This window comes from Pseudoduganella danionis (assembly GCF_009720775.1).
Lineage (GTDB): Bacteria > Pseudomonadota > Gammaproteobacteria > Burkholderiales > Burkholderiaceae_D > Rugamonas > Rugamonas danionis.
Genome location: NZ_WNKW01000001.1, coordinates 1,298,838 through 1,311,044 on the forward strand (window position 1 = coordinate 1,298,838; position 12,207 = coordinate 1,311,044).

General features: G+C 54.9%; 14 protein-coding genes and 2 tRNA genes. 10 read left to right on the forward strand and 6 right to left on the reverse strand.

Annotated elements, in window-relative coordinates; genetic code table 11:
• Positions 1–111: 111 nt before the first annotated feature.
• A complete protein-coding gene (locus tag GM655_RS05585) occupies positions 112–363 on the forward strand; it encodes a hypothetical protein (protein ID WP_155433580.1) in 252 nt (83 codons plus the stop codon).
• Between the two features lie 40 nt (positions 364–403).
• On the opposite strand, the gene GM655_RS05590 is transcribed toward GM655_RS05585, so the two are convergent.
• The 3 genes from GM655_RS05590 to GM655_RS23235 all read right to left on the reverse strand — a co-directional run bounded on the left by GM655_RS05590 (position 404) and on the right by GM655_RS23235 (position 3,638).
• Complete coding sequence (locus GM655_RS05590) at positions 404–988, reverse strand: hypothetical protein (RefSeq protein ID WP_155433581.1); 585 nt, start codon at positions 986–988, stop codon at positions 404–406.
• A 1,046-nt stretch (positions 989–2,034) separates the two neighbouring features.
• Positions 2,035–2,349, reverse strand: a complete 315-nt coding sequence (locus GM655_RS05595) for an H-NS histone family protein (RefSeq protein WP_196308705.1) — start codon at positions 2,347–2,349, stop codon at positions 2,035–2,037.
• Between the two features lie 62 nt (positions 2,350–2,411).
• On the reverse strand, positions 2,412–3,638 hold the full coding sequence (locus GM655_RS23235) for a tyrosine-type recombinase/integrase (RefSeq protein WP_155433583.1): 1,227 nt from the start codon (positions 3,636–3,638) through the stop codon (positions 2,412–2,414).
• Positions 3,639–3,759: 121 nt separating this feature from the next.
• On the opposite strand from GM655_RS23235, the gene GM655_RS05605 reads away from it, so the two are divergent.
• Complete coding sequence (locus tag GM655_RS05605) at positions 3,760–4,791, forward strand: replication-associated recombination protein A (protein WP_371866712.1); 1,032 nt, start codon at positions 3,760–3,762, stop codon at positions 4,789–4,791.
• Between the two features lie 13 nt (positions 4,792–4,804).
• Here GM655_RS05605 and GM655_RS05610 read toward each other — a convergent pair whose 3' ends face one another.
• Positions 4,805–6,418 (reverse strand): glycoside hydrolase family 32 protein, encoded by a 1,614-nt coding sequence (locus tag GM655_RS05610; protein ID WP_155433584.1) that lies wholly within the window; start codon positions 6,416–6,418, stop codon positions 4,805–4,807.
• A gap of 216 nt (positions 6,419–6,634) precedes the next feature.
• On the opposite strand from GM655_RS05610, the gene GM655_RS05615 reads away from it, so the two are divergent.
• Positions 6,635–7,489: an alpha/beta fold hydrolase gene (locus tag GM655_RS05615; protein WP_155433585.1), complete on the forward strand. Its 855-nt coding sequence runs from the start codon at positions 6,635–6,637 to the stop codon at positions 7,487–7,489.
• 33 nt (positions 7,490–7,522) lie between these two features.
• Here the strand turns inward: GM655_RS05615 and GM655_RS05620 are convergent, their stop codons facing one another.
• On the reverse strand, positions 7,523–7,930 hold the full coding sequence (locus GM655_RS05620) for a hypothetical protein (RefSeq protein ID WP_155433586.1): 408 nt from the start codon (positions 7,928–7,930) through the stop codon (positions 7,523–7,525).
• A 171-nt stretch (positions 7,931–8,101) separates the two neighbouring features.
• On the opposite strand from GM655_RS05620, the gene serS reads away from it, so the two are divergent.
• From serS to GM655_RS05640, 4 genes are all read left to right on the forward strand, one after another.
• Complete coding sequence (gene serS / locus GM655_RS05625) at positions 8,102–9,391, forward strand: serine--tRNA ligase (protein ID WP_155433587.1); 1,290 nt, start codon at positions 8,102–8,104, stop codon at positions 9,389–9,391.
• A gap of 66 nt (positions 9,392–9,457) precedes the next feature.
• A tRNA-Ser gene (locus GM655_RS05630) sits at positions 9,458–9,547 on the forward strand.
• Positions 9,548–9,574: 27 nt separating this feature from the next.
• Positions 9,575–9,664: transfer RNA gene (locus GM655_RS05635), tRNA-Ser, on the forward strand.
• 135 nt (positions 9,665–9,799) lie between these two features.
• Positions 9,800–10,453, forward strand: a complete 654-nt coding sequence (locus tag GM655_RS05640; RefSeq protein WP_196308706.1) for a DUF2238 domain-containing protein — start codon at positions 9,800–9,802, stop codon at positions 10,451–10,453.
• Positions 10,454–10,514: 61 nt separating this feature from the next.
• Here the strand turns inward: GM655_RS05640 and GM655_RS05645 are convergent, their stop codons facing one another.
• Positions 10,515–11,027, reverse strand: coding sequence for a UPF0149 family protein (locus GM655_RS05645; protein ID WP_155433588.1), 513 nt, complete (start codon positions 11,025–11,027; stop codon positions 10,515–10,517).
• A 262-nt stretch (positions 11,028–11,289) separates the two neighbouring features.
• Here GM655_RS05645 and GM655_RS05650 point away from each other — a divergent pair, with 262 nt between their 5' ends.
• The 3 genes from GM655_RS05650 (at position 11,290) to GM655_RS05655 (ending at position 12,200) form a co-directional block, all read left to right on the forward strand.
• Positions 11,290–11,478, forward strand: a complete 189-nt coding sequence (locus GM655_RS05650) for a hypothetical protein (protein ID WP_155433589.1) — start codon at positions 11,290–11,292, stop codon at positions 11,476–11,478.
• Between the two features lie 124 nt (positions 11,479–11,602).
• On the forward strand, positions 11,603–11,740 hold the full coding sequence (locus GM655_RS22730; protein WP_196308707.1) for a hypothetical protein: 138 nt from the start codon (positions 11,603–11,605) through the stop codon (positions 11,738–11,740).
• 94 nt (positions 11,741–11,834) lie between these two features.
• Positions 11,835–12,200, forward strand: coding sequence for a hypothetical protein (locus GM655_RS05655; protein ID WP_155433590.1), 366 nt, complete (start codon positions 11,835–11,837; stop codon positions 12,198–12,200).
• Positions 12,201–12,207: the final 7 nt, after the last annotated feature.

The window sequence follows — 12,207 nt, forward strand, 5'->3', positions numbered from 1 at the left end:
ACTGGTGGACAAGAGTGGTGGTTTAACGGTGTGAAGCACCGAGAGGATGGACCAGCGGTAGTCTCATCCAACGGCACAAAGATGTGGTTCCTATATGGCAAGAGACATCGTATGGATGGTCCTGCGGTCACTGTCTTTGATGGTGCTACTGCCTGGTACAAGGATGGTGTCCTTCACCGAATGGATGGGCCAGCAGCAGAAGGCTCTGATGGAACGTGCGCTTGGTACGTTGATGGGGTGGAGTACTCACAACAACAGTTCATCAACAAGTTCACACCAACAGCACCTGTGGTCAGTCAGATGTTGAAGCTCAGAAAGAAAATGGTGGGTGTTGGCAGTTCTGGGAAGTTGAAGAAGAAGTAGATATTGATGGTCAATGATTGTCAAATTAATGGAATCTTCTTTATTGATGATCAGTCCAGCATCCACTGGTTTGCACCTCCCCCGAACAATCTTTACCCTGCGGGGCCGTGCAACTTGCAGGTGTTCCATAGTTACCAGTGCAAGACCAAGAGTAATTAGTACCATTAGAGCTAACTGCTGATGGATTGCCAGATATACACAAATTAGTAGGTGTGGAATATGCTATTTGTCCATTATCAGAGCCGCATTGACCGACTACACGTTGTCTTGCAGAACATGATGCGACATTTGATGGGCTGGTAGTATCATTCCCCGTACAAGACCAAGAATAAGTCCCACCACTGTTTGACACTGCTGAGGGTGTACCCTTGTTGCATAAAAAAGATGTTGGTGAAGATGTAAGAATTGAGTTGTTAGATGCTCCACAAACTCCGACATAAAGTTGATTTGCAACATATGTAGGTGCTGCATAGACATTAGGAACTGGTCTAACTAGATTAACGGCATCATAAGGAACAAGACTGGTTGAATCTTGGTTCATTCTTCCTTGATATGTGTTTTGAGCAAAAGCCAATTGAGACAGTGCTGCAAAAATAACTACCCCTGTTGTGATTATTGTTTTCATTTGACAACCTCCATGATAATTTATTCTAAATAAATATTAATGATTGTCAAATTATTGGCTTTGTGAAAAATCGCCCTAGCAAATTTTTTCTATTAATCGCTTAATGGGTGAAATATTGCTTTGCTAGTGTGTTTGTTCTTTCTCTTTGCTCTGTAATTCTTTATTTCTTCTATATATTGGGTGTACTTCGTTGTATTCTTTTAAAGACTAAGAAGGCATGCCGAGGCCCTAGCGCTTCTAGATTAAAGCGACTCCTGACATGCCTTCAAAAATTCTGTTCTAAGAAGGGTGTAAGATGTTTAAGGCACTTACACTTCGTGGTTTTCTTTCGGCTCTCTTAAAAGCCTGCCCCAAGGAGTTCACATGTATTTCATGTGGCATCCACTAGCAACCATTATCAGAACTTGGATTCCTTCTCTGATAACAATCACTGCCTTGGCCTTTTGCTTAGGGGCGCCCAACTGCGATTCGCTTTGAGTCAGTTCCTCGCACAAATGAGGGTGTTAAATCTCTTCAACACTTTGGATGTTATTGGGTTCTAATGCTCAACCAGGTTGCAATGTTCATTGGTCTTATCCCCCACACGGTTTGCCAATACATCAACTGAACGAAATCTATCAGTGATGCTTTCTATCTGCTCCATCGTCGCTGTAAATGGGTTGAGCTTTCCGCTTTAGTGAACCATGCTTTTTTAGTCACATCCAAAACTGATCGCATACCTTTCAGATATTTCTATCTGACTTCTGCTAAGCAACTTCACGCAAAACTGAGTCCAGAGGTTTCACTGTGACATATAGCTATCAAGTTGCCTTTGCTACCAAGGCAACTCAATAAAGAGATTAATTATTTGAATTGATATTGACTTTTAAAAATAAACGTCTTAATATTGAATTGCATGTTGGTGATATACATCTATTAAATTTTTTCAGAGATGTCAAGATTGATAGAGAAAAAAGTATATCGTTAGGTTTCGGGTGGTGCTGGCTTAACAAAAAACAAAAAAGGCTAGTCGCAATGACTAGCCTTTTTGTTTGGTGTGAAAGAATTTATTTCACACGATATTCTTCAATGTCTCCACCTGCTTCAAGAATTTCTTTCACCCAGTCAGGTTTGCGACCACGAGTAGCACCAGACCAAGTCAAATCACCATTCTTGTACATCACGGTTGAATCTTTGGCTGTGGCTTTCTTGGTGGTCTTCTTGGATGTTGATGCAAAGCCCAGTTGTTCCGCCGTCAGGTCATATTCAGAAATTTTCTTCTTGATTTCTGCAATTACGGTTTCAAGCTCCTTGGCTTTAACCTGTTCAGCTTGCTCCTGAAGTTTCTTGATTTGTGCTTGCAGTTCAGCATAGGTACTCATGGTTTGTCCTTTTGATGGTTTACTGGTCATGGTGGTGAGGTAAGTGTAAAAGAAATCTGGAATTAATTCCTGTCGCCATAGTAGACATTGGTGATTGCTGATGAACCATGTCCTGCCAACATCATGATTTCTTCTTCGTTTAATGCTTGACCACTACGAAGCTTTGCAAAGATACCTGCTAGGCGATCTGGCATGCCTTGAATCGTCTGTTCTACCGTCTGTGGGGATACACCCATTTCCTTTGCAATCTGGAAGTTGTTCAAAGCCTTCTGACGAATCAACTTAGTCAATGCAGTGCGGCGGGTGTCGTGAAAGTGAAGCCGTGTTTCTGGATCATCATACATCCCCAATGCTTTCAAAGCATCAACCCAATATTGCCTGAAATTCCAGGTTGTCAGTTTGAAGATTGGGCCTTTTGCCATCCTGTTCTTCAAGAGCCATGAACGGAAATCCTCGTCATCTGGAATCATGATGTCTCTTGGTTTGCCATTCTTTGTTTTCGGGATGAAGATGGACCAGATGTTGAAGTTCACGTTTTCCCATTGAGCACCTAGAACTTCACTTTTCCGCGCACCAGATTCAAGGCAAGTGACAAATACGAAGTAGGGTTCTGGATTGGCTTTGAGCTTCATCCACTCTGCAATCTGTACCGCCTCTTCCTCAGAGAGAACACGTTTCCTTCCAAGGTAAGGCTTGGGCTTTTCTCCCTTGGGCAACATCTTCACTGGGTTCATCAAGCCATTTGGAAACTTATCAGGGTAGAGCTTGTAGACCTTTTCAAAGGCTGAACTGATGGTAGAAATTTCACGAAGGATGGTGTTGTTTTTGATGCCTGTGGCTTTCCTTGATTCCATGTAGGCAATCAGCAACCAGAAATCCACCGTATCAATCTTAAAGTCACCAAATTCAATGTAATTCTTGTTGAAGACCTTCTTCATCATAGCGTCAACAATGGTGTTCTGATAACGGTAGTTATCAATCTTGCTGCCAATGTCCTTGAAGTAGATAGGAATAGCAGGGATGGCTGATAGGCAGCGGTTGTGGTTGGTCTTGTATGAAGACTCAGCTTGTTTGCTCATGAACTTTTCAAAGTAGTCCTTGAGAAGTGTCCGCATGTCGGGCATCTCAAGTTGATACTTCATGTCAAAAATGAGATTCTGCGGGACACCAGAGTTGATGCGCTTCAACTCCTGTTCTTCAAAGGAACGAGCAGTGGACTCATCATCAAAGACCTTGTTGATGTTCTCGCCACCTTTGCGGATCTGGACGCGCCAGCGGGTGACAGACACTTTGCGGCCTGTTTCCCTGTTTAGAACCTTGTACTTGAACGAGTAGACTGACACTGTGAGCCCCCAAATTGCACAATCAAAAACCGTGGTGCAAAAAATTGTGCATCAGAACCGGTGTTTTGTGCAAAAAACACTGTTCAGGCCACGGCAACCTGTTGATTACAAACAAGTCCATAGCACTGTATCGCGCTTCAACAAATCGCAGCAGGATGCCTTGCTGCCGTATGCGGAATCGGGGCTGGTCACGCTGATCGGTGCGACCACGGAAAACCCTTCGTTCGAAGTTAATTCGGCGCTGCTGTCGCGCTCGCAAGTGTATGTGCTGCAGTCGTTCACGCCAGAAGAACTGCGCCAGTTGGTGGACAAGGCGCGTGCTACGCTGCTGGCCCACTTGCAGTTCGACGAAGCGGCCATCGACACGCTGATCGGCTATGCCGATGGCGACGGGCGCCGCCTGCTGAACCTGCTGGAGCAGACCAGTCTGGCGGCTCAGGCAGCGCGCAGCAGTCATATCACGGCCGAGTTCATCCAGAATGCGCTGACGCTCAACGCGCGCCGCTTCGACAAGGGCGGCGACAATTTCTACGACCAGATTTCGGCCCTGCACAAGTCGGTGCGCGGCTCCAATCCCGACGCGGCGCTGTACTGGCTGTGCCGCATGCTCGATGGTGGCGCCGATGCCAAATACCTGTCGCGCCGCATCGTGCGCATGGCGTGGGAAGATATTGGGCTGGCCGATCCGCGTGCGATCCAGCTGGCCAATGATGCGGCCAGCACTTTCGAGCGGCTAGGTTCGCCCGAAGGCGAGCTGGCGCTGGGCCAGGCCGTGATCTATCTGGCCATCGCGGCCAAGAGCAATGCCGGTTACAACGCCTTTAATCAGGCCATGGCCTTTGTGAAAAAGGATAAGTCGCGCGAAGTGCCCGTGCATCTGCGCAATGCGCCCACCAAGCTGATGAAAGAGCTGGGCTATGGCCATGCATACCGCTATGCCCACGACGAACCGCATGCGTATGCGGCCGGGGAAAGCTATCTGCCGGATGGCATTGCAGAGCCGGGCTGGTATCAGCCCGTGCCGCGCGGGCTGGAGAGCAAGATCGCCGACAAGATGGCTTTCCTGCGCAAACTCGACGACGAGGCGCGCGGCCAGTAGGCGCGCCCAGCGCCTAGCGGGCCGGCGCGGCCGGGCTGGCGTTGAGCTGCGTGACCTTGAATACGGCTGGCTGCACGGCCTGGCCATTCACCACGAAACGCACCCGCGTGTAGGGGCTGGTAGGGAACAGCAGTTCCGACATCTGGGTGGCGCCCTCATCGGCAAACAGCTCGGCCGAGTTGCGGTCGAGGTAGACCCGCAGCTTGATGACGGCGGACTGTGCATGGCGCGGTGCCGTATGCAGCGCACTGGCAAACTGCTCGGCAAAATCCTTGCGTCCGGCCTGGCGCCGGTCGCTGAAATAACGCCCCGTCTGTCCGTCCAGTCCGACTTTATAGCTTTCCCCGTGCGCATTGGAAAACTCCAGATAGGCTTTGCTGCTGCCGTCTGGCCGGCTGAACTCGACATAGGTTTCCGATTGTTCGAGCGCGGCGCCGGGCAAGACCAGTTCAGCGGCCTGCGGCTGGCTCACGTGGCCTTTCAGCGCATCGAGTTCGCGTACGGGCAGAGAGTGCAGCACATAGCCTTGCGTGTGCTGATGCAGTTGCAATTCGCGTGGCAGCGTCATGCCGCTGCGCCACGCGCTGGTGGGCACTTTGGTGGCGTAATCCCAGTTGCTCATCCAGCCCAGCATCAGCACGCGGCCATCGGTGGCCGGCACGTCGGACCAGGTCACACCGGCGTAATTGTCGCGCCCCCAGTCTATCCACTGCGGCCCATCCTGCTTGAGCTGGTGCGCGAAGGCGGGATCGAGCACAAACTGGCGGCCATCGAAATCGCCGATGAAATACTGGGTGGCGGAGCCGCCATTCGGGCCACCGGGGTTGATGCTGAGCAGTAGCAGCCATTTTTGTGCGCCCGTTTCCGCCACACGGATGGGCAGCAGGTCCGGGCATTCCCACACGCCGCCATGGGCGCCCACGTCCTTGCCGAACTGGCTCAGGAAGTGCCATTGCTTGAGATCGGGCGAGGCATAGAATGCCACATGATCGCCCACGGCCAGACTCATGATCCAGCTATTGCTGGCTTCGTGCCAGCGCACTTTGGGGTCGCGGAAATCGCCCTGATCGGGCGCGGCTTGCAGCACCGGGTTGCCGGCGTACTTGGTCCAGCTCGCGCCCTGGTCGGTGCTGTAGGCGAGGGCCTGGCTTTGCGGCGGACGCTGGCCAGCCAGCCGGTCGGCCTCGTTGTGGTAAGTGTAGATGGCGACCAGCGGCGGATTCTCCGGCGTACCGAAACCGCTGGTATTGTTCCAGTCGACCACGGCACTGCCGCTGAAGATGGCGCCCAGTTCATCAGGCGCCAGCGCCACTGGCTGGTGGGTCCAGTGCAGCATGTCGGGGCTGGTGGCGTGGCCCCAGTGCATGGGGCCCCACACATTGCTGTGCGGATGGAACTGGTAGAACAGATGGTAGACACCGCGGTAGTAGACCATGCCGTTGGGGTCGTTCATCCACGCCCGTGCCGGCGTGTAGTGGTAGCCCGGGCGGTATTGTTCCTGCTGCATCATGTCTGCCCCTTTGAGTTGGCTGTCCTGCGCACCAGCACCCTGTGCGATAGCGATGGCGAATAAGAGCGGTGCGGCCAGACTGGCAGCCAGCGCACCCCGGATGAGACGTGAATTCATGTCTTGCTTCCCACGAGATTGGGCCACGTGCTGCGAATGCCGGTGTGCCCTGGTCAATGCAATCGATTGCAAACGATTGTAGGGGCATGGATAGGGCTTGTAAAGCAGATTTTCTGGCGCCGTTGTAGCGGCTCCGATAGCACTGTCGATAGCCGTACGCAGTGGCGCCAGTTACGGTAAGATATTGTTTTATTTGACAACAGGGCGAGGGGCGGCATGTCGCAGGTGAAGAAAGTGGATGGAATCGATGTCCATATCGATGGCGAGGGTGAAGAAACCATCGTGATGATCCATGGCTGGCCTGACACCTACCGCATGTGGGATGCGCAGGTGGCGGACTTCAAGCACCGTTACCGCTGCGTACGCTTCACCTTGCCCGGCTTCGATCCCGATACGCCGCGCCGCGTGTATTCGCTTGATGCGACCGTGCGCAGCATTTCCTATGTCATCAATGCCGTCAGCCAGAACAAGAAGAAAGTCATTCTGATGTTGCACGACTGGGGTTGTGTGTTCGGTTACGAGTATTACATGCGCAACAAGCAGCAGGTGGCGGCGATTATCGGCGTCGACATCGGTGATGCCAATTCCGTCGAAACCCGGCGCGCGCGCAGCTTTGCGCAGAAGCTCGGGGTCAGTTCCTACCAGAATATGCTGTCGCTGGCCTGGGCCATAGGCGGGCCTATTGGCAATATGATTACGCGCAGCATGGCCAACAGGCTCGGTGCACCGTCCGTACGCGAGTACATAGGCTCGCAGATGAACTATCCGTATTACATTCTGTCGGCCGGCGAAGCAGGTTCCTACCGCAATCTGCAAGCCTTCGTGCCCAAGGTGCCCATGCTGTACATCTACGGTGTGCGCAAGCCCTTCATGTTCCACTCGAATTCATGGCTGGAAAAGGTCGAAGCACGCAAGGGCAACAAGATCGTGCCCTTCAATACGGATCACTGGCCCATGGTGCGCCAGCCTGAACGCTTCAACAAGGTGGTGCAGGAATGGCTGCCCATCCCGTCTGCCCAGCCCGAGCAGGAAGGCGAAAGCCCGACCGAGGACGAGGTGGCCGACGGCTGACGCCGAGCCGGCCGGCCACGGGCTGCCGCGCCGCTAGCGCAGGCGGATAGGTTTCTGGTAAGGCGCAAACGGTGGCGGCGGCAGTTGCACGGCCGCGTAAGCCTGACGGAAGCATTCCGCCTTGGCATTCATCACATCGGTGGTGGAGCTGAGCACTTTGCCGCTGGCGTCCAGCGTCAGCACGATCACCACGGGATATTTGGAACGCTCGTGGCAATTGCCCCGTTCATCGAGCTTGAGGTTGTTGTTGTAGTTGATCGACACTTCTTCGTAGCGGCTGGCTTTGTCGTTGGGGAACTGGGCATTGAACTTGGCCATGGCGCTGGCGAAATCGGGATTGGCCGGTGGCGGCGCTTCCTCGCTGGCGGTGGGGTGGATGCTGGCGCAACCGCTGATCAGCAGCATGGCGGCGCTGGCCAGTGCCAGAGTACGGGTCATCATTATCGTCTCCTTGAGCTGTCTATCGTGTGGTCATCTTAGCCAGCATGGCGATGGCGTGGCGCACGATAGGTTGCGTAGGAGAAATCCTACAGTCCAGTCCGGTCAAAACTAGCGAATAAGTGCCTGCCTCTTGGTACAATGGCTGTTTTCGATACAACGGCACTTGTTCTCATGATTGATATTCAACTTCTCCGCAAAGATATAGCCACCGTTGCCGCGCGTCTGGCAACCCGCAAATTCCAGCTCAACGTCGAGGCCTTCAATGCGCTCGAAGCTGAACGTAAAGCCATCCAGATGCGCACTGAAGAATTGCAGAGCAAGCGTAATTCGCAGTCCAAGCTGATCGGCATGATGAAGGGCAAGGGCGAAGACACCACGGCCGTGATGGCCGAAGTGGCGGGTCTGGGCGATGAGCTGAAAGCCAACGAAGTGGCGCTGGGTGTGGTGCAGGCCAAGCTGAGCGACTTCATGCAGGCGATCCCGAATCTGCCGCATGAATCCGTGCCGGTCGGCACCGACGAGTCGGGCAATGTGGAAGTGCGCAAAGTGGGTACGCCACGCAGCTTCGATTTCGAAGTCAAGGACCACGTCGATCTGGGCGCACCGCTGGGGCTGGATTTCGATACGGCCACAAAGCTGACCGGTTCGCGCTTCTCCGTGATGAAGGGCGGCATCGCCCGTCTGCACCGCGCGCTCGCGCAGTTCATGCTGAACACCCACACCGACGAACACGGCTACACCGAGTGCTACACCCCGTACATGGTGAATGCTGATTCGCTGCGCGGCACGGGCCAGTTGCCGAAATTCGAAGCCGACCTGTTCTCCGTGAAAAAAGGCGGCGCGGAAGGCGAGGGCGAAAACTTCTACCTGATCCCGACTTCCGAAGTGTCGCTGACCAATATCGTGCGCGACGAAATCATCGCCGCCGACAGCCTGCCGCTGAAGATGACGGCGCACACCCCTTGCTTCCGTTCCGAAGCAGGCAGCTATGGCCGCGATACGCGCGGCATGATACGCCAGCACCAGTTCGACAAGGTCGAAATGGTACAGGTGGTGCATCCGGACCAGTCGTATGCCGTGCTGGACGAAATGGTCGGCCACGCCGAAACCATTTTGCAGCGTCTGGGCCTGCCTTACCGCGTGATGGCCTTGTGCACGGGCGATATGGGCTTTGGCGCCACCAAGACCTTCGATCTGGAAGTCTGGCTGCCAGCGCAGAACACCTACCGTGAAATTTCCTCGCTGTCGAACTGCGAAGCCTTCCAGGCGCGCCGCATGCAGGCCCGTTTCCGCAATGCCCAGGGCAAGCCGGAGCTGCTGCACACGCTGAACGGTTCCGGTCTGGCCGTAGGCCGTACCCTGGTCGCCGTGCTGGAAAACTACCAGCAGGCCGACGGTTCCATCGTGATTCCGGAAGTGCTGCAGCCGTATATGGGCGGCCTGAAAGTGTTGCAGGCGTAAAAACTCCTTTTATTTTCCCGTAAGCCTGCTATAATCTTGCCTTCTCGCAGCAGCAGGTGGGAAAACGGAGAGGTGGCAGAGTGGTCGATTGTACTTGACTCGAAATCAAGCGTCGGGGCAACCCGACCGTGGGTTCGAATCCCACCCTCTCCGCCAAACGCTGCAGAGGGAAACGTAGTACCAGGAGAGGTGGCAGAGTGGTCGATTGTACTTGACTCGAAATCAAGCGTCGGGGCAACCCGACCGTGGGTTCGAATCCCACCCTCTCCGCCAGAACATCACCTAGCATGCTAGGCTTAAAGAAACCGCCGTCTCGCAAGAGATAGGCGGTTTTTTTATGCCCGTTCTTGCATACGGCGCAGGCCTGTGAGAGGCTCTCCCTGCCGTAACACCATGGACCCCAATAGCATGCCAATTTCCGCTACCGACCTGCAGCACCCGCGTACCCCGTCTCTGGTCATGGCCCTGCTCGTGCTGCTCGGCCTGCTCGTCGCCAGCGGCATCAACCCCTACGACCGGGCCACCTGGGCCATGGAAGTATTCCCCATCTTTATTGCCGTTCCCGTGCTGTGCGCTAGCTACCGCCGCTTTCCGCTGACCACGCTGCTGTATATCTGCATCTTTCTGCATGCACTAGTGTTGATGCTGGGCGGGATGTACACCTACGCACGCGTGCCGCTGGGCTTCCAGATCGCGGACGCGTTCGGCCTGCAGCGCAATCCCTATGACAAGATAGGTCATTTCTTTCAGGGCTTTGTGCCGGCGCTGGTGGCGCGCGAAATTTTGCTGCGCGGCGCGTATGTGCGGGGCCGCAAGATGCTGGCCTTCATCGTGGTTTGCATCGTACTGGCGATTAGCGCGAGCTATGAATTCATCGAGTGGGGTGCGGCGCTCGCGCTGGGGCAGGGTGCCGACGAGTTTCTCGGTACCCAGGGCGATCCATGGGATACCCAGTCCGATATGTTCAGCGCGCTGATAGGGGCTATGGTTGCTCTGGCGCTGTGCTCGCGCCTGCACGACAGGCAGATGCGCCGCCTCGGTCATATTCAGCAAGCGGACTGAATGCCGCTTGCTGTCATCGCTGCCGCCTAGCCTTCAAGGTGACGCGCCTCAGCCGCAGGCCTCAGGCGCCGCAACACTTCTTGTACTTTTTGCCGCTGCCGCACGAGCACGGATCATTGCGCCCGACCTTGGCCACTTTGGGCGGATGCCAGTAGGCCTGCATGCTGATCACGGCTGCCGGGATGGCGTCGTAAGCCGTATCTTCCGCTACCTCGGCGCCGAACGGGGCCAGCCATTCGGGATGGGTGGCGCGCAGGCCGTCCCATGCGGCCATGTCGAGCGCCATGGCGGCACGGAAGCCAGCCGCCCATGCGGTCGCAGTCCAGTTGCCGCCACATTCGTAGATGGGTTCGAAACTGCCCGGGTCTTTGGCCATCCAGGTCTGCATGTAATGGTGGTGGCGCAGGGCCAGCGCCTGCGCTTGCGGATCTTTCAGGGCGGCCGGCAGCCACACGGCCTGCGCCGGTGCTTGCGGCGTCAGCACGATGGCCGTTAAAAAGCCTTCCAGCCAGGCGACATCCTGCAGGGCGTCGAGCGCGGCGTATTCATCATCGTTGAGCGGAGTGGTGGACATGGCTGGCCTTGTTGTATGGGAAAGCCGGTATTGTAAGCCAGCGGGCAGCGTGGCGACGAACAGCGCAGGCTGGTCGATGGCGCCGCAAGGAAGCCATATGGCCAGACATTGGCGGCTGGGACTGAGCGGAATTGCAAATTATCGGGAAATAAATATTGGCCAATGTGGGGTGGCGCACCCTGATTCTGCGTGTGCCGCTTGTAGCCTGGTCTTCCTTGCCCGATCTTGGAGTTCTCTCCCTTACACCATCAGGAGTATCGCCATGTCGCCCCATCATGATCAGACTAGCGCCGCCATGTTTGCGCAGCGCACCCATAGCACCCCCGATCCCGAGCAACCACCGCCCCAGCCCGATGATGATCCGCAGCCGAACGAGCGGCCATTGCCCCAGCACGCACCGATCGAAGAACCGCAACCCAAGCCCCATCCAGTGCAGGCAGGAGCGCAGTGAGAATCCGTGACATTCGTTGCCGGATGGCTACATTTTTTAAACTTTGTGTTGATCGTCACAACTTGGTCATAAAACAGTTTCTATAATTTAGTCATGGCAGCAGTTTTCGTTCAAGGAGGAGATCATGGGCAATTCTTTACACAATAAAATCTATCTTGGTCGTCGTAGTATTGCCCTGAGCAGCAAGCGTACGCAGGCGCTGTTGTGCCTGGCAACGTTTGCGACCGTCGGTCTGATCTGGCTGGCGATCCGTGCCTTCTGACGCTTGAACGCAGCGCTGGCAGGGCAGGGGCGACCTTGCTCTGGCAGCGCGCTGCGCGTACCATAAGGGCCAGTCTTTTATGGAACGTATGGTAATGAGCAACGAAAAATTAACACAAGACGAGTACGACGCCCTGAGCGAGGTCAAGCGCGGTATCAAGGGGGAGCGCGTCAGCGCATGTGTCGGACGCAACACTAAACGTCTGGCGGGTCTGAAATTATTTACGATCGCTAAAAATGGCCGTATCTCGCTCAGCGAGAAAGGCGAGCAGGTGTTATTCCTGCGCCGCTGCCTGCAAGCCATGCGGGCACTGGCGAGCGACCCGGCCACTGTGCCGGATGCCGATGTCGCCCTCTTCCTCGGCAAGAAATCCCACATTACTGCCATGCCCGATGGCAGCTACGCTCTGAGTGACAAAGGCCGCGAAGCGCTGGCCGACATTAACCAGCTGGGTCTGTAACCGCAAA